Below are 16766 nucleotides of genomic sequence, written 5' to 3' on the forward strand. Positions count from 1 at the left end.
CATGCTCAACAACACGGCGCCGTACCGACGCGACGACCACGGCAGCCTCAAGGTGCCCGTGGTGATGCCGTTGATCGAGGTCGTCATCAATGACGACGGGTACCTCGACATCCGACTCGACCGCGAGCCGTACGCGCCCGAAGGCGCGGTGACGCGCCGCGAGCTGGGCTCGATCGTCGAGTCGGTCGCCACCGACCTCGGCGCGCCGGTACGCGTCGAGGTTCATGAGTCCGACGGCACCACCTACACCGACATCGTCATGCCCGACGGCCGCGCCAGCGGCCAGACCGCGGCCGGCCAGGTACCCGAGGCGTCGCCATCCGCCTTCCTACCCGATGAAGAGGTCTCAATCGCGGTCATTCTCGGCCGGCACCAGCGCGGCGGCGACTCCTTGGAGAGCCGGCTGCCCCCGGTTCTGCTGGCGGCCCACCGCGGCCATGTCGTCTTGCTCGGACGGACCTCAGGAACCGTGAGGGTGATCGGCGAATGAACCCGCGCGGGCAGAGCGTCGACAACGACCTGGTCAACTTCGGGCTCATCGGTATCGCGGCGCTCGGCTGTCTCGCTGCTGCCCTGCGGCTCGCTGGAACCCTGACCGCCTGGGCCACCGGTGCAGGGCAGCCGACGTACGGCTGGGCGTCGGGATTGCGCGTGCTTGCGGACCCCGATCGACCGGGGAACGCCCTTGGGGCGCCGGAGATGTCACCGTGGGTCTACTGGCTCGTGGTCGTTTCGCTGCTCGCAGGCGTCGTCTGCTCGGCCTTGGTGGTGTGGCGCCGGCTCAACGGGTGGCGTGAACACAGCACTCGGGACCCTCGTCGCCTCGCGGGGATCGCGTCCTCACGCGACGTGCGCACAACTGCTTCAAAGAAGGTGCTGCTGGCGCGCGGTCGAACGCTCCGCCCCTCGCTCGACCACCCGAATGCTCCTGACGTCGGATACCTCCTTGGCCGGGCCCGAGGCGCGGAAGTCTGGGCATCCGTCGAGGACTCGATCCTGCTGTTGGGTCCACCGCGCTCGGGCAAGGGCCTGCACGTCGTCATCAACGCCATCCTCGACGCTCCTGGCGCCGTCATCACCACTGCGACCCGTCCGGACAACATCGCGGCCACGATCACGGCTCGCAGACGTCGCGGGCCGGTGGCGGTCTTCGACCCCCAGCGCCTGGCGGATGGCCTCCCGTCCGGTCTGCGGTGGTCACCTGTGCGGGGCTGCGAAGACCCACTGACAGCGATGATCCGATCGACCGGCCTCGCGTCAGCCACTGGATTGTCGACCGGTGGGGTCGAGTCGGGCGGGTTCTGGGAGGGCAAGACGCGCACGGCACTTCAGTCGCTACTGCACGCTGCCGCTCTCGACCGGCGTAGCCCGGCGGAGCTGTTCGGTTGGACGCTCTCGCCCTCGGCAGCCGCCGACGCGGTGGCCATCCTGAGCAGTGACCCTCACGCCGCACCGGGCTGGGCCGACTCGCTCGAGTCGATGATCCACTCGGACCCGCGGACCAGGGACTCGATCTGGATGGGCGTTTCCCTCGCGCTGTCCTGCCTGGCCGACCCGCGTGTCCTCGACGCGGTCTCGCCGGGGCCGGGCGAAGAGTTCGACCCCGCGAACTTCCTGACCAGCAACGGCACCCTGTACTTGCTCGCGACCGGTGCCGGCGCTGGCGCCTCCTGGTCACTGGTCGCGGCATTCATCGAAGACCTCGTCGAGACCGCACGTCACCTCGCCGCGGCCTCGCCAGGCGCCCGGCTCGATCCGCCACTGCTGATGGCGCTGGACGAGATCGGCAACCTGTCACCACTGCCGTCCATGCCGGTCCTGATGGCCGAAGGTGGCGGCACCGGCATCACCACGATGCCCGTGTTGCAGTCCCTCTCGCAGGCACGCGACAAGTGGGGCGACCACGCTGCGGGCGCCATCTGGGATGCGTCCATCGTCAAGGTCGTGCTCGGCGGCACCTCGGCCGCGCGCGACCTGCAGGACCTCTCGGCGCTCATCGGCGAACGGGACGAGCGAACGGACACCATCTCCATCGGTGACTACGGGTCGCGGTCTCTCCAAAGCTCGATGCGCCGCGTGCCCGTCATGCCCCCCGAGGCCATCCGCACGCTGCCGTTTGGAACAGCACTGGTCCTACTTCGTAGCGCGCCGCCTGTGGTGACCGAACTGCGCCCGTGGACCGCGCGCCGCGACGCCTACGAACTACGTGTCGACCGGAGCGCCGTCGAGGCGGCACTCCGACGCAGGTGACCGGGCGCCCTGCGCCAAATCACCACTCGCGCTGCTTCTGACGCGTGATGTGCCAGCAACCCGGATGCCCAGAGAAGCACGGGTGGATGGATCGAACAGCTCGCCCCTGGCTACGCATTTTCGTCAACGCGCGGCGGGCGAGCCAGCGGTTCGCGTACGGGATTTTGGTGCACATGGCGACTCCACAGTTGTGACTGAGTGGAGTGACGCCTCGCCTCTATCGACGAACGGCACGGCGGCGGTGTGCGCTGATGCGCCCGGCTCACCCGCATTCCAAGGTCCGTGGAGCCGAAGGGACATTTCGAGGATAGCAAGTCAGGCACCGCGGCGCGGTCGGGCTTTCACACCTGATTCCTGAGAGCGGACGCCATCCGAAGCGCCGCGAGATGGCAGGAGTCAGAGATGACCATCCCGACCGATTTGAGCCTCCACGGCTTCATCGCTACCGCACCCGAGCTGAGCAAGCCCGACACCAAGGACGCCCGGTTCTACGCCCGCGTCGGCGTCGAGCACTGGCGCAAGGAGGCCGACGGGTCGTTCACCAAGCTCGACCCGACGTTCCACAACCTCGTGATGTACGGCGCGTCCGCCAAGCGCGCCTACGCCCGATTCCGGGTAGGCGACCAATTCGTCGCCTCCGGCTACATCACGGAGTACGAGAAGACTTGGAACGAGCAGCCCGTGCAGCGGGAGCAGTTCGTTGCCAAGCACATCGGCCACGACACGACTTGGACCCGCTACTCGGTGGACCGTACGCCGGCGAACCAGCCCGACCCGCCGGCCGACCAGTTGACTGCGGCGAGTGAGCCGCCGCGCGTCGTCGGCCTCTGATCGGGCACGGGTCATGCCGACTGTCGACGGCCAACAGGAATCACTGCTCGACCCCGACTACGACGCGAGCATCCATCCGATGTTCAACGGCGCCGCCGAATACACCGGACACGACGAACCCGTCGAGCCGCTCCGACCGCTGAACTGGAACCTGCTGTCCAGCGAAGAGGCTGAAGCCGAGTGGCTGGACCTCAACGCTTGGGTGGACTGGCTCCGCTCGACCTACGGGCTGCCGCCAGCCGTGATACCGCCGTACTGGCACCGCCACGACGAGTTGATCTGGGAACTCTCAGCCCTGCATCTGCACTGGCTGAACTCCTACGACCCCGACGGGTCACCGTCAGCGCCGATCATGTGGCACCGCGACTTCGCCGATGCCCGCCAGAGGCTGCGCGAATGGGTGGCCACCTGCGGGACCCGCCTCGATCGCGACCGGCCTACGCGACAGACGACCTGGCCAGGCGAAGACACCCAGCCATCCGGGGTCGAGGTCGTCATCGAGGACCGCGGTGCCGACTTCGTCGAGTTCGTCGTCCAGGACATCGCAGCCCGACGACGCATCGAGGAGCGGGTGCGCGCCGCCCGGGCTGGCTGATCCACAACCGCAGGCTGACATGCGCCGTCCACAGAACTCCACGCAGGCAGCGTCCGCAGGTCGTCCCAGCGGTGAAGTCATCAACCGGGACTCCGATCCCGACCGAAAGGAACCATCCATGTTGCTCTCTCACGCGATCACACTCGCCGAGGCCCGCTCGCACCTCGCAGCGCTCGCGAGGCGCGCGTACAACGACGAGGCATCTGCCGAATACGAGCGAGTCCTGCTCCATCTCGACGTCATTCACGGCGACTACATCCCCGGCATCAGCAACGTCGACGACGAGAGCGCCGACGTCCTCTACGGGATCGCCGAGCGGGCCATCGAAGACCTCGTGGCCCATGGCATCGACGCACTCCAGGTCGAACTGCTCCTCGACATGCTCGATGCGGCCAGGGCGAAAGACGTCCCCTGATGTACGCCGAGCACGGCGGCCAGCTGCGCGCCGAACTCAGCACGCTCCTGCGCCAACACCGCGTTCAACAACGCCTCGGCGGCGCCGGGAGTCACACCATCCCCGAGACGACGACAACCGACGAACGTCGACTGCTGGGAGAGCAAATCGGGCGCTACCGCCATTCAGCGCTTGTGTGGTGCGTTCAGGCGGTCCGCGCGGCGAACCCGCGGATGAACCTCCAAGGGACCAGCACCCGGACCCGCGGTCCGGCCGAGGAACTGCGCCACCGGCTCGACGTGGCGATCTCTAGCTCGAGCGGACTTCCAGGTCTCGACGAGCTGACCGCCGAGCAGCCGATCGCGATGGTCGAGTCTTGGCGGCAGGTCGCGCGGGCCGCAACGCTCGGCGAACACGACTTCGACGCCGGCCTCGGTTACGGCCGACTCTCGCAACTCCAGTGCATGACCCTTCTCAAGGATGCCTCCGACGTGGCCCGCGGTCTCGTCGGACTCGACCGTCGCTACTCCAACATCCCCGGCTGGCAGCCACTCAAGGAGGCCGGCTGGCTCGGTCGCGCTGCCGAGACGTGCGCGACCTTCGCCGGGTACGACGAGCCCGACTACACGATCGACCTTCGCGGGTGGCAACCCCGACGCACGCTCGTCGAGGGACCGGGACTGCCCGGGCTGGCGGGCGTGCTCCAGGCCCAGCACAACCTGCTTTTCCACCTCAGCGAGTTTCCTGACGCCCGAAGCCTGCGCCTCGTCCTCGACTCCCAGCGCATCGTCTCTCGTGACGCCGCCAACTTCGATCCACTCGCGGCGACGGCCTGGACCCGGCGAGCGTCGACCTACCTCCGCCTCATCCACGAAACCAACGACATCGGCGGGACGGTCGGCAACGGCGGCCCCGCCGCCGGCGAAGCAGCCCTCGCCGCAAGCCGGATTGAGCAGGTCACCCGCGCCGTCCAAGCCGGAACAGATGTCGCCGAGCCCGGGTCCCTCCGCCACCTCGCCCAACTCGGGCGCGAGATCGACGAGCGCATCACCCAGGTGATCCAGCAAGGCGCCCGAGAGCGGATCTACTTCGCCCGCGTGCCCTTCCCTCGTGTCGACAAGGACGCGGCTGGCCTTGTGAAGCCGCCGCGGCAGCGCTACGTGCCGATGACCGCCGACGTGTGCCAGGAACTCCTTAAACTGGTGCGCAATGAACTGCGCCCTGAGGCCGAGGTGCCCCGGGCACCGAAGAGGGCTGCTGCGAGTCGAGAAGAGCTTGCAACAGCCCTCGTGCATCGACCTGAGCCGCGCCGGGCGCACTCGGGCCCGGCGATGTGATCAGGCGATTTGATACGTCTCGTCGCCGACCTGGACCTCGACACGGAGCGTCCCGCCGAGCGCATCGGCGTACCGACGCAATGTGTCGACCTTGGTCCGGTCGACGTCTCCGCGCTCAATTTCCGACACACGCTTCTGGCTGATCGCCAGGGTCTCGGCCACGTCGGTCTGGGTCATCGCGAGCATCTCGCGAAGCTCACGAAGACGGTAGGCGCGGACCTCGGCGAGCATGCGCTCCTTGTGTCGTGCGCGCGCCTCGGAATTGCCCGGGCGCTCCTTGAGGAGTTCCTCGAAGGTCTTCGCCATCTCACTGCCCACCCTTCTCTTCTCGCAGCCGTGCCAAGTGTTCGTCGTACCTGTCGTCAGAAACGGGCACGTTCTTCCGGTACCACTTCGTCCACGCCCCCTGCTTGTCGCCGGCGAGCAGCATGATCGCCCGTCGCTTGGGGTCGAAGGCAAACAGGATCCGCACTTCGCTCCGGCCAGCCGAACCCGGCCGGAGCTCCTTCATGTTCTTGTGTCGCGACCCGACGATCGAGTCCACCAGCGGCCTACCCAGTCCCGGACCGTGCTCACCGAGGATCTCGATGGCCGCACCGATCTGGTCGTAGGTGTCGTCGTCGACCTCACGAAGCCACTCTTCGATCAGCTCGACGTCGACCTCCCACGTGCCATGAGCTCACGCTTTCCCTTCTATACCGTAAAGGGTATGCGGTTCGGGCTTATCTTCGTTCACAGCTCACCCTCCGATCGCTTGGGCGCCAGCGATTCGAGGATCTGCGCCGTCACCGGATCGACCGCCTCATCGGGCTGGATGTAGTGCTCCTTGGTGATCTTCGACGAGGTGTGCCCGAGCAACTCGGCAGCGAGATCCGCCCCACCGGCGCGGTCGATCACTGTTGCGACCGTTCGCCGGAAGGAGTGCGGCGTTACGCCCACGATGCCGGCCTCGTCCAGGACAGCCCGAAGCCGCCGCCGGATGTTGTTCGCCGTCAGCGGCGTCCCGTTGCGGCTGAAGAAGATCAGGTGCTCTGGATCCTCAGGCGCGATCTTCACAAGTCGATCGCGCAGGACCGCAGCCGTGAACGATGGGACCGACACCGTCCTGGTCGACTTCAACGTTTTCGGATGCGGTTGCCGATGCGTCGGCTTCCCAGCAGGCGAAACGATCGTGCCGGAGATCCGGATCGTGGCTGGCGAACTCGTCACGTCAACGTCGCACTTGCGAATGGCGAGAACCTCCCCGATCCGGGCGGAGGTGCCCAACATGACCTCGATGATCTGTTCCAGCTGCCCGTCTGGCGGCGGACCGGCGAAGCCGGGACCACGTCGCCAACTACGGACGGCGGCGCGGATAGCGTCGACCTGTCCCACGGACAGGGCCATCGCCTGCGACGGTGGCTTACGGAGGCGCGCTGTGTCACGCACCGGGTTCTTCTGAATCGCGTCGTACCGCACCGCCAGCCCGAAGGCGAGGCTGAGCACCGTTCTGGCCTGCTTGGCCATGCTGTAGCTCTTCGCCGTGGCGAGCTTCTTGATGAACTGGTCGACCTTGCTCACGGTTATCTCGCGCAGGGTGTAGCCCTCGAACACTGGCATGACCAGCTGGCGCATGTTGCGCTCGTAGAGCGCTCGGGTGCTCGGCGCCACCTTTCCCTCAAGGTCGAGGTCGGCCAGCCAGACGTCGACGAGGTTCGTGAAGGTGCTGTCGGCTGTCAGTTCGCCAGCCGACCTGTAGGACGAGCGGTCTGCCACGATCTTCTTGAGGTTGCGCTCGGCGTCCCGCTTTGTTGTGCCAGTCGCGGAGACTCGCCGCACCTTGCCGTCGTCATCTCGGAAACGCGTACGGGCTCGGAACTGGCCACCGCTCGCCTTGACGTAGGAGATGTCGCCGAAGGTTCCGATCGGGGTCCGTGGCCTAGCCATGAGCCATCACGCTCCCTCGGGCGAGTGCCCCGGCTCGCGCTCGCGCTGGCTGGCGAGCCACGCGTGAACGTCGCTGACGAAGTAGCGGAGTTGGCGGCCGACATGGACGGCGCAGGGGCCCTGGCCGCTGAGGCGCCAGTCGTAGAGCGTTCTGACCGGCACGTGGAGGTACTCCGAGAGTTCCTCGATGCTCAGAAGCGGCTCCAGGCCGCTCAGCGTGGTTGTGGTGGTCTCCATGCTCGTTAGGTGAGCAGCGGCGCCCGCACTGTTCGGCACGTACCGTGCCGGCTCCGCAGACCTTTCGGCTCTCAGGCTCCCAGTGGGTTCCTGGACCGAGTTTGTGGACCGTAAGTGGTACGAGAATCAAGTCTCTAAATGCTTTCAGGCTCGGAATCCGTAGATTCCGAGCCTGAACTTTGTAGCGGGGGCAGGATTTGAACCTGCGACCTCTGGCTACTAGGTCAAACCACAGCAAGGCCGATCACCGCACGTCAACGGAGATCGCGTCGTCGCCAAGGTGGTCCATGTGGGCCGAGTGTCAATGGCCAAGTTGCGGTCCCCGCTGGTGGCCAACTGAAAGTCCCCACCCTTCGCTGAGGTTCAGCTGGTCTTGAGTCGTGTTCCTCCCTTCGCTCGTGCCTGTCGCATTCGGTAGGAGTCGCCGTCGGTGACGACGGTGTGGCAGTGGTGCAGGAGCCGGTCGAGCATGCTGACCGCGGTGGTGTGCTCGGGCAGGAACCGTCCCCAGGACTCGAAGGGCCAGTGCGACGCGATCCCCAGCGAGCGGCGCTCGTAGGCGGCCGCGACGAACCGGAACAGCAGCTGTGCGCCGGTGTCGTCCAGCGGCGCGAACCCGAGCTCGTCGACGAGCACGACGTCGTTGCGCAGCAGGGTCTCGATGATGCGACCGACTGAGTTGTCGGCAAGCCCTCGGTAGAGGGTCTCGACCAGTTCGGCGGCGGTGAAGTACCGGACCCGGTGACCGGCCTCGACCGCGGCGATCCCCAACGCGATGAGGGTGTGGGACTTCCCGGTGCCGGCGGGTCCGATCAGGCAGACGTTCTCGCTAGCGCGGACCCACTCCAGGGACGCGAGGTAGTCGAACGTCGCGGGCGGGATCGACGAGGCGGCGACGTCGAACTCCTCGAGTCGCTTGGCGACGGGGAACGCGGCCTGTCGCATCCGGGTGCGGACGTTGGACTCATCACGCGAGGCGATCTCGGCCTCGACGAGGGTGCGGAGGAACTCCTCGGGCTTCCACCGTTGCGTCTTGGCGGTCACCAATAGCTCGGGTGCCAGCCTGCGCATCGCGGCCATCTTCAACCGCTTCAGACCCTCGTTGAGGTCCGCGGGCAGCGGCGGCGGCGTCGTCGCGGTCACGACACCTCACCCCCATCCGTGGTGTCGATCCGGTAAGCCTCCAGCGACCTGGTGGGCACCGTGGGCAGGGTCATGACCAGCGCCTGACCGGCCGGCGCCGGACGGGGTGCGTGACCGTTGGTGGCCAGGATCGACCTGACGTCATCAGCACGCCACCGACCGAACGCCACCGCCCGCTCCAACGCTGCCAACAGCGGATCCGTGCCGTGCGCGGCACCCAGCGTCAGGACCTCGGCGATCTCGGTGCCCAGCTTGGTCACCCCGGCTGCCGCAGCACCGGTCAGGAACTGCTCAGCGACCGGACCCAACGCGAGGAACTCCCGCTCGACGGTAGTGCGACCACGCGCCGCCCGGTTCGGACCGGCCGGCCGTGGGCGGTCGTAGTGGGCATCGTCGATGCTGACCTCGCCTGGCGCGACGAGGGCGTGTTCGGCGTGGACCTCCCCAGTGATCGGCTCGACCACTCGTAGGACACGGTCGCGTTCGTCGACCAGCAACGTGACGACTGTGCCGATCAGCCGGTTCGGGACCGAGTAGCGGGCCGATCCGAACCGGATGCAGGACAGCTTGTCGACCTTGCGGCTGATCGGCTTCGGACCGACCTCGAGCCGTAGTGACGGCAGCTCGCCCAGCAACTCGGCCTCGGTGGCCAACCGCTGCTCGGGAACGGCATGAATTTCCGAGTGCACCGCCGTGTTGACCTCTGCGCACCAACCCGCGGCACGCTCGTTCAGGCCTGCCAGGCCGTCGGCCCACGGGTCGTCGTCGAGCTCGAGTGGCACCAGGAGGTCGTCCTTGGCGTAGCCGACCAGGTTCTCCACGATGCCCTTGGACTCCGGGTCCGCGGCATGGCAGAAGTCAGGCCGGAACCGGTAGTGGGTCGCGAACCGGACATAGTCCGGGGACGGGACAACAACGTTCGCGACGACCCCGCCCTTCAAACAACCCATCCGATCAGCGAGCACCGTCTTCGGGACACCGCCGAGGACCTCGAAGCACTCCGCCAGCATGCCCAGGGTGGTGGCCTGCTGCTCATCGGCGGCGAACCGGACAAACCGGAACCGCGACCACGCGAGCACCGCGCAGAAGACGTGGACCTTGCGTCCGGCGACGATCTCCTCGCCCCAGTCGATGGCCAGCACCTCACCCGGCGACCAGATCGCCGGACGACGACCACTCGCACGCGCCTGGCCGTGGCGCCACTCCCGCTTCGCCGTCGCGACCAGACGCCGGAAGTTGCGGTCCGAACCCTCGTAGCCCGCCGCCCGCGCCGCCGGCAGCAGCCGCTTCGCGCTGATTTTTCCGAAGGTCTTGGCGACCGCCTCGGCGACCAGCTCGGCGACCTCGTCATAGTTCCGCGCCCGGACCGGCTTCGCCGGCACCTGGCCAGCCCCGAAAGCCTCGTGGGCCTCGATGATCCGTCGCACAGTCTTGTGTGTCGTGCCGCAGATCGCGGCCGCCCCTCGGTAAGTGCCTACATCTCGGTAGGCGGCAATCACGTCCATTCGTTCCTTCGCGTTCTTCAATGGAGGCCCCTGCGTGGTGCTCGATGGTCTGGTTGGCACCGCCACCGTCACCACGCAGGGCCCTCACCGTCGGTTACGACACGACGCGAAGGGTGGGGACTTCTATCTGGCCACCAGCGGGGACCTCGACTTGGCCACCAGTGGGGACTTTTTCATGGCCACGGACACTCGGTAGCGAATTGCATGCCAACGCCGCCCGATTGACTGCGGGGACAAATCCGAACGATTTCGTCGGCGCAGACGCCTTCGCCGTCGTGACTCGCCGGCTGTCCGACGCGCGCTACTTGGACCTCTCAGGCCCGTTCTCAACGTTCAGTTCTGCGCAAACCGTGGCGCTAGAGATTCAGGGTGAGTTCAGCGACGACGAGAGCGACGACTACTTCGTCGAGGTTCGCCCGCTCTTATTCGGCGAACCCTACTTGCGCATTGTCGGGCGGAGCAGGTAGATGCCGTCCGCAGACGGCGGTGTGGCGTCCCAGTGGCTGCAGGCAGAATGTGCTGTCGGTTCGTCGTAGAACGAGTCGAGCCTCGCGCGCCTGGTGACGGTCTTTGCGGGGCGGTCAGGACGCGGCGACTTCGGCGTGCCGTTCGAAACAGGACCCGTTGCCGATCCGCCTCCGTGAGCCTCCGCCTTGTGGTCCTCTGGCTCGGTCCCCCTGGCTGATGGGGCGGGCGTTGACGAGTTCTACTCGCACGATGGCAAGCGCCTCGCCATCGGGGATCAGCTTGACCGCATGCGCGTGATGCGCCCTTATGGTGATACCCAGAGTGAGTTGGAGATCTCTAATCAAGCCGATCGATTACGGAGGCGCGTCCATTGCAGGTGCCTGGTGGAGGGCGTCGGTGTGGTTCAGGACCCAACCGCGTCTAGCGGCTCAGGGACGAGGCCCAGGACGACCGAGTCGATCTCGTCCAGAATCGAACCCAGCCGATCCTTGATCATCGAACGCGCAGTCGTGAAGTGCTTTGCCCCAGCGATATCAACCTCGCTGGCAACGCGCTCGGCCTCGCGGGCAAGCTCGACCAAAGCCCTATGTTCCGCGTCTGCCGAGCTGTACACCGGAATTGGAATAGCGAACACGTACTTATCAAAGTGTCGCGCTCCGAACAGCCCAATCGTCTGGAGCGGCTTCACCCGTTCAAGTAAGGCTCGGGAGTTCAGGATCGCAGTTAGGTATAGCGCTTCGGACTCGCTGCTGGCCGCGCTCCAGTACAGCCCAAAATCGATGATCGCTCTCTCGTCAGTCACACGGGCCGCAGCCAAATTCGATCCAGCTTTTGTGTAGACGACCCGGTGGGTCGCGGCGGGGATCTGTGCAGACAGTTGGCCGTGAAAGTCGATCCGCTCCAGCAGGGCAGAGGAGTCCGACGCAGCCCTATTGGCCGCCCAGAGGGCTTCTGCAGCCCGCCACCACTGACGCAAGCCGTCGTGTTCCTCAACTTGGGCGGCAGTCATGATCGAGTCGTTGCGGATCGGCAGCACGGCGCGTCGAGGATCGCGAGTTCGGAACGGCAGCACGCTCTCGCCGAGGTAGACGTCGCGCAGGAAGGACCGCTCAACCGAGGCGTGGAGCGACTGCACCTCGCGCCATGGCTTCTTCTCGAGGTTGGTACGCAGCGACTCGACCGAGACGCGTCCGGCTCCGGGGCCTAGCGGGCCTGCAGGAGCATCCGTGGCGAATAGGAGGACAATCGGCGCCAACACCGCGCCCTGCCGGAACCGCTTCTTGTAAGCGGACGGCTCAGGTGCCGACTCGGAAGATTGCTGCAGAACTCGCCCGGGGGAAACCTGGAACTGGTCGGCTACGTCGCGCCAAGCACCTGTGCTAACGCGCAGGCGGGACCGCCACTCAAGCACGTTGGCCGACATGCGGCGCGCCGACGGGGCCCGACTCCCTCGGATGACGCACGACACCATGGGGAATCCGGTGGGCGCCTTTGAAAGGTCCCACGATTCGTCGAAGGCGACGCTGAGTGGACCGTATGACGGAGAGCCCCAGGACCCTGCTCGGAATCCGTCATGCGGTTGGCGGGTCATCGTGCCATGGGGCATCACAAGCGCGAAGTTTCCAGTTGGTCGCAAGTACAGCTCGATGGTCCGGACGGCAAATAGCGTCGAGAGGTCTCGCGAGGCTGCCCCGAGGCCACCGGACAGGAGCCCTCGAGCCTTTGAAAGGCGCTTGAAGCGAACCTGCATGGGCTTCGTCATCTTCGCGTAGCGGAGCCACGGCGGGTTGCCGACAATGACGTCCACTTGGTTCGCGGGGTCTGACAGCCAGAGCGGCCTGATCAGGTTCCGCACGTAGTAGCCCCAGATGTGATCACGCCCGCTGGCGTGTAAGCGCCTCATGGTGTCGAAAGTTTCGACCAACCGATCCGTGTCGTTCTCGTGAACGCCCAGTTGGAAGAGCACTGGCAGGATGAGGTCACGGCTATTCTTGGTGGACGCCTCCCGGGCACGCTCGGCCATGACGGTGACCAGTCGATCAAACTGAGACGCATCGCTCAACACCGATCGAGGGAAGACCAGGTCGTCGCCGAACAAGGCGCCGCCGCCGCCTTCCACGAGGTCGTCACCTGTAGTCGAAACCGAGATCTCGTCCAGCCCTCCGAGCAGATCAGAATGCTGTTCCCACTGGATCGAGTCACCGAGGTACACGGGGATGTTGATGGCCGAGCGGTCGTCGGCCGACAATCTGTCGCGCCCGATCGCAAGCAGGTACGTCACACGAGCGAGCGTGACCGCGACCGGGTGTACATCCATGCCGATAACGCGGTGTGTGACGGCCTCAACGGCCGCGGAAGGCGACATACCGGCGGCCTCCGCGGCAAGAAGGAACCGTCTGATCGCGTGGAACAGGAAGGTTCCAGATCCACAGGCAGGGTCGAGAACCCGCTGTTCTAACGGTTCGAGGATGGCCGACTCGACGACCCGATCAGCCAGCCAATCAGGTGTGTAGTACTCGCCGAGGCCGGCGCGCGAGGCCGCCGGAATTACGGACTCGTAGAGCGCCTTCAGCACGTCGTGATCGACGTGACTCCAGTCAAACCGTCCGATTCGGTCTGCGAGGACCGTGATGAAGCTCGCGCCACCCTCGACGTCAAGCACCCAATCAAAGAAGTCCGCTTCCACAACCCCGTAGATCAGTGAGTCTGCAAATGCGGTCCCCCGGGCCAGCGTGTGCGGTGTTAGCGAACCTCGCCGTGACACGTCGAAGCCCACCACTGCGTGCGCAATGATCTCTGCTGACAGGACAAGCAGGGTGTGATCGATGAACAGCTCTTCGTCATCCTCGAAGCCCTTTCCGAAGGCCGTCCGCAAGAGCTTGGCCCAGAGCTCACGCTTGAGAATCACCTCGTGCTGACCAGCCGACTTCTGATAGAGCGCCTTCAGTGTGGCGTGGTCTAGTAGGTGCGCCGGAGACTCGGCGCCTAGCCGGCGCCTGATCTCGATTGGCGAAGGGGAGATCTCGATATCGGTGGCGAGTACAGCCTCGAGCCAACCCCGCAGGCGTTCATCGTCAGGGTCTTGAGCGCTAAGGCTAAGTGTGGCCACTAGGCGGAGCTCACCACCCGCAAGGTGATACAGCCTCCAGTCCGTGCCATCGGTCAGGATCCCGACATATCGGGTGCCGAGCACGCTGGAGCGGGTAGCAACGTATCCGGCAAGCTGGACCTCTGAATCCTTCAGAACTCCGGGAGCGCGGAGGTCCTTCTTCACCTCGATCACCGCGTGGCCGATCTCTACGTCGAGCCGACGTCGCGTTCCGTCCGCTGCCGGAACCTCGAGCTTCGCCACATGGTCGGGAGCGATGTTTAACCCGCCGGAAGTGAGAAGCAGGTAGATGTCCGCCTGCAAGTCGGCTTCTGTGCGGTTGGCGTCTCTCGAAGCGAGCCGCGATACGACGTCGGCGGGCGTCACAGGCACTAGTACTCCCGGGTTCTTGATTCGGCGAGCGCGAGCCTAGTCGTCGGCGCCCCCACTACCGCTGAACGCCGCCGGTGTGAAGACTGAGGCCACCCAGCCGCGTCGAGGAGCCAGGTATGCCGTATGCAGCGCAGGTCCATCCACAGGATGTCAGTTCGGGTCGAGTGGGCGAGGTCCTGCGTGGCATCTCAGGGGCTGCTGCGTGCGCCCAGTACTCGGCGATTGACGCAGCCGTTGCCTACGCGTCAGATCGGGGTGTCGTTCTGCTTGAACAGGAGCTCGCGACCAATCAATGGTGGTTTCGAGCAAGCAAGCGTTTTCTGGTCAGCATCGACTACGGGATCACCGATCCGCGGGCACTCCGCCGCTTGTCTCGGATCGCGGGTGCTGAGGTCCGTGTGCCCAACGCGCGGGCGGTGCTCGGCTCTCGCTCGCTCAAGCCTCCCAGCACGTTTCATCCAAAGGCATACCTGTTCCGCGGGACGTCGTGGGGATCTCCATCAGCTCTCGTCGTGGGCTCGGCAAACCTGACCGTTAGTGCACTGGTGACAGGCTCGGAGGTCGCTACTAGCCAGAGCTGGTCGGGGACCCTGTCGCAGCCCAGCCGCGCACTGCTCGAGCAGGCTCGAGCCTTCTCTGAGTGGTTCGACGACGCATGGCACGCAGCCGACCCCCTCGACCAGGTGCTATCTGAGTATCTGGAGCGCTATAGGACGACCCCGAAGCCGCGCGGGTCTGCGGAGGACCGGACGCGAGCTGTCAAGGTCTACACGGCGCCCGCGGCGACTAACGTCGCCACGGGCACCTACGCCGTCCAGCTAATGGCGGCCCGTGCCTATTGGATTGAGACGGAAACGTTGTACAAGAACCTTCACCATGCCGGGAGTCAGCTCGATATGCCTCGAGGTACTCGGGTGTTCTTTGGGTTCGGTTCGGAAGCCAGTGCAGCGAGGGGGGTCCTAGGTTACGTTGCCCTGCAGGTCCCCGGATTCAGGGAGGTTGAGCGCTCCGTGAAGGCGGCAGGTAATCAGATGGATAAGGTGAACCTCCCCGTTCCTGGAACTGATGGACCGCCGAGCTACGAGCACTCGATCCTGATCTTCGAGCGCGACGGTACGGCCAACAGCGGGGTGCCGAAGTTCAAGCTGACTGTCACGGATGATGCTGGCCTGGCCCAGCGGAAAGCGTCAGCCGCGAACTTCGTGGACCTACAGATGAAGGGGAACCGACGGTACGGACTGCTCTTCTGAGACCCGGCGTCTGACGGGACGACCCGACGGGGGCGACTCGTAGCCGTAGTGCGCAGAAGCTCTGTCCCAGAGGGCCGCACAGACGGCGGTACGTTCGCTATCCCAGCAATCTCCGTTGGAGGCATCGCGTGAAGCTGCATCATCGTCACCCTTCCCTGGCCGCAGAGCGGCTGGCGGTGGCCCTCGAAACGGGGGTCGTGACGCCCGACGTCGCACCCCTCGTCGCGATCGCCAACGCACTGAGGATCCCCGAGCGTGGGCACGAGGAGCGTCACGCAGAGACGAAGGCTCGGATGCTGCGCGCCTACGACTTGGCGGCAACCGGCGGCGACGCCGGATCCCGCGACGGCTGCTAACTGGTCCACGCCAATCGGCCGTTAGCCGGCCTGACGGCCAGCGCGGGTCGCCGCCTGCCGAGCGAAGCTGGCTGAGTCAGTCGCCGCGTGGCTCTCAATCGAGACCAGCCGCGAATCAGCGTGAACTCAGCGCCGCTCTCGACACACTGACCGGCGCAGCGCCTGAGCTGAGACGACGTGTGCTCCACTTCGGCCGCCTGCCGAGGACAGGTGCGAGCGGTCGGTGCGGTCGCCGGTCCAAGATGACGGGTCGGTGGCAGATCGTTGGTGCACCCGGGGGTTGTGGTCATGGGGGGATGTGGCCGCCCCAGTCGCACCGCGATCGCTCTTGGCGTCGCCGGTGCCGCTCGGGAGGAACTGGACCGTCGGTGCCCGTCACGGTCAAGCGGGACGCCTCCGCGGCCGCCGTGGCCGGCCGCGGGGCTGGGAACCAGGGAGGAGCCGGCGCCAGCAGCACCCCCGCCGCTATCTGCCAGGCAGGCCTCGTCGAGGAGCACCTCAGCGTGGTTTGACCAGCTGGCGGAGAGCGAGCACGAGTCAGGAGTCTGCGAATCGATCGAGGACGTCTCGGCGCTCGGTGCGGGCCTCACTGATGAGGCGATCTCGAAGACTGGTTCGACCCTCGGCAGAGAGCCGCCCGATCGCGAGCTGGTTGACGCTGACGCCTTCCTCGGCCGCGTCGATGGTCAGGCTTCGGTGGAGAGACGACGGCATGCGAAGCAGGACCTTGCCGTTGTACGGGCGGTCCGCGAGCGACTCGGGGACCGGCTTGCCGTCCTCGCGGAGGTCGGCGACAGCCTGGTCGATCAGCGCGCGGAGCCCCCGAAGCGCCTCGCAAGGGTCGGCGCCGAGCCAGGAGAGACCTGGACCCCACTCGAGGGCGGTGGCGATGTACTCCTCGTCCTCGGGCGACCAAACGACTCGATAGGCGTAGTGCGGCACCGGGTCCGTGCTCTGCTCGCTCTCGACGCTCATTGGACTCCTCTTGCCCTG

Annotated in this window: 16 protein-coding genes; 8 read left to right on the forward strand and 8 right to left on the reverse strand. The window is 66.1% G+C overall.

The features are described 5' to 3' along the window. The first annotated feature begins 1 nt into the window (after position 1). The 6 genes from QMC84_RS11585 (at position 2) to QMC84_RS11610 (ending at position 5407) form a co-directional block, all read left to right on the forward strand. Entirely contained in the window at positions 2–490 is a 489-nt protein-coding gene (locus tag QMC84_RS11585; RefSeq protein ID WP_300374949.1) for a hypothetical protein, read from the forward strand. Further along, the gene (locus tag QMC84_RS11590; protein ID WP_300374950.1) at positions 487–2250 is read left to right on the forward strand and encodes a TraM recognition domain-containing protein; all 1764 of its coding nucleotides are present in this window, start codon (positions 487–489) and stop codon (positions 2248–2250) included. Before QMC84_RS11585 ends, QMC84_RS11590 begins: the two co-directional genes overlap by 4 nt. A gap of 402 nt (positions 2251–2652) precedes the next feature. Then, positions 2653–3081: a single-stranded DNA-binding protein gene (locus tag QMC84_RS11595; protein ID WP_300374951.1), complete on the forward strand. Its 429-nt coding sequence runs from the start codon at positions 2653–2655 to the stop codon at positions 3079–3081. A gap of 79 nt (positions 3082–3160) precedes the next feature. After that, positions 3161–3676 (forward strand): hypothetical protein, encoded by a 516-nt coding sequence (locus tag QMC84_RS11600; protein WP_300375139.1) that lies wholly within the window; start codon positions 3161–3163, stop codon positions 3674–3676. 118 nt (positions 3677–3794) lie between these two features. Continuing rightward, positions 3795–4091, forward strand: a complete 297-nt coding sequence (locus QMC84_RS11605) for a hypothetical protein (protein WP_300374952.1) — start codon at positions 3795–3797, stop codon at positions 4089–4091. Continuing rightward, positions 4091–5407 (forward strand): hypothetical protein, encoded by a 1317-nt coding sequence (locus tag QMC84_RS11610; protein ID WP_300374953.1) that lies wholly within the window; start codon positions 4091–4093, stop codon positions 5405–5407. Before QMC84_RS11605 ends, QMC84_RS11610 begins: the two co-directional genes overlap by 1 nt. Here QMC84_RS11610 and QMC84_RS11615 read toward each other — a convergent pair whose 3' ends face one another. The 7 genes from QMC84_RS11615 to QMC84_RS11645 form a co-directional block, all read right to left on the reverse strand. Further along, complete coding sequence (locus QMC84_RS11615; RefSeq protein ID WP_300374954.1) at positions 5408–5725, reverse strand: XRE family transcriptional regulator; 318 nt, start codon at positions 5723–5725, stop codon at positions 5408–5410. After that, a complete protein-coding gene (locus QMC84_RS11620; RefSeq protein WP_366145748.1) occupies positions 5715–6056 on the reverse strand; it encodes a type II toxin-antitoxin system RelE/ParE family toxin in 342 nt (113 codons plus the stop codon). Before QMC84_RS11620 ends, QMC84_RS11615 begins: the two co-directional genes overlap by 11 nt. A gap of 83 nt (positions 6057–6139) precedes the next feature. Continuing rightward, a complete protein-coding gene (locus tag QMC84_RS11625; protein ID WP_300374956.1) occupies positions 6140–7333 on the reverse strand; it encodes a site-specific integrase in 1194 nt (397 codons plus the stop codon). A gap of 6 nt (positions 7334–7339) precedes the next feature. Beyond that, positions 7340–7570, reverse strand: coding sequence for a helix-turn-helix domain-containing protein (locus QMC84_RS11630; RefSeq protein ID WP_300374957.1), 231 nt, complete (start codon positions 7568–7570; stop codon positions 7340–7342). A 363-nt stretch (positions 7571–7933) separates the two neighbouring features. Further along, the gene (gene istB / locus QMC84_RS11635; protein WP_300374958.1) at positions 7934–8713 is read right to left on the reverse strand and encodes an IS21-like element helper ATPase IstB; all 780 of its coding nucleotides are present in this window, start codon (positions 8711–8713) and stop codon (positions 7934–7936) included. Beyond that, on the reverse strand, positions 8710–10239 hold the full coding sequence (istA, locus tag QMC84_RS11640; protein ID WP_300374959.1) for an IS21 family transposase: 1530 nt from the start codon (positions 10237–10239) through the stop codon (positions 8710–8712). Before istA ends, istB begins: the two co-directional genes overlap by 4 nt. Before the next feature lie 850 nt (positions 10240–11089). After that, positions 11090–14161, reverse strand: coding sequence for an N-6 DNA methylase (locus QMC84_RS11645; RefSeq protein ID WP_300374960.1), 3072 nt, complete (start codon positions 14159–14161; stop codon positions 11090–11092). A 122-nt stretch (positions 14162–14283) separates the two neighbouring features. Between QMC84_RS11645 and QMC84_RS11650 the strand changes: the two genes are divergently transcribed. Both QMC84_RS11650 and QMC84_RS11655 read left to right on the forward strand, forming a co-directional pair. Further along, a complete protein-coding gene (locus QMC84_RS11650) occupies positions 14284–15417 on the forward strand; it encodes a hypothetical protein (protein WP_300374961.1) in 1134 nt (377 codons plus the stop codon). Between the two features lie 128 nt (positions 15418–15545). Next, positions 15546–15773 (forward strand): hypothetical protein, encoded by a 228-nt coding sequence (locus QMC84_RS11655; RefSeq protein WP_300374962.1) that lies wholly within the window; start codon positions 15546–15548, stop codon positions 15771–15773. A 537-nt stretch (positions 15774–16310) separates the two neighbouring features. On the opposite strand, the gene QMC84_RS11660 is transcribed toward QMC84_RS11655, so the two are convergent. Beyond that, a complete protein-coding gene (locus tag QMC84_RS11660) occupies positions 16311–16748 on the reverse strand; it encodes a toxin-antitoxin system HicB family antitoxin (protein ID WP_300374963.1) in 438 nt (145 codons plus the stop codon). Positions 16749–16766 lie beyond the last annotated feature (18 nt).

The organism is Nocardioides sp. (assembly GCF_030019515.1).
Lineage (GTDB): Bacteria > Actinomycetota > Actinomycetes > Propionibacteriales > Nocardioidaceae > Nocardioides.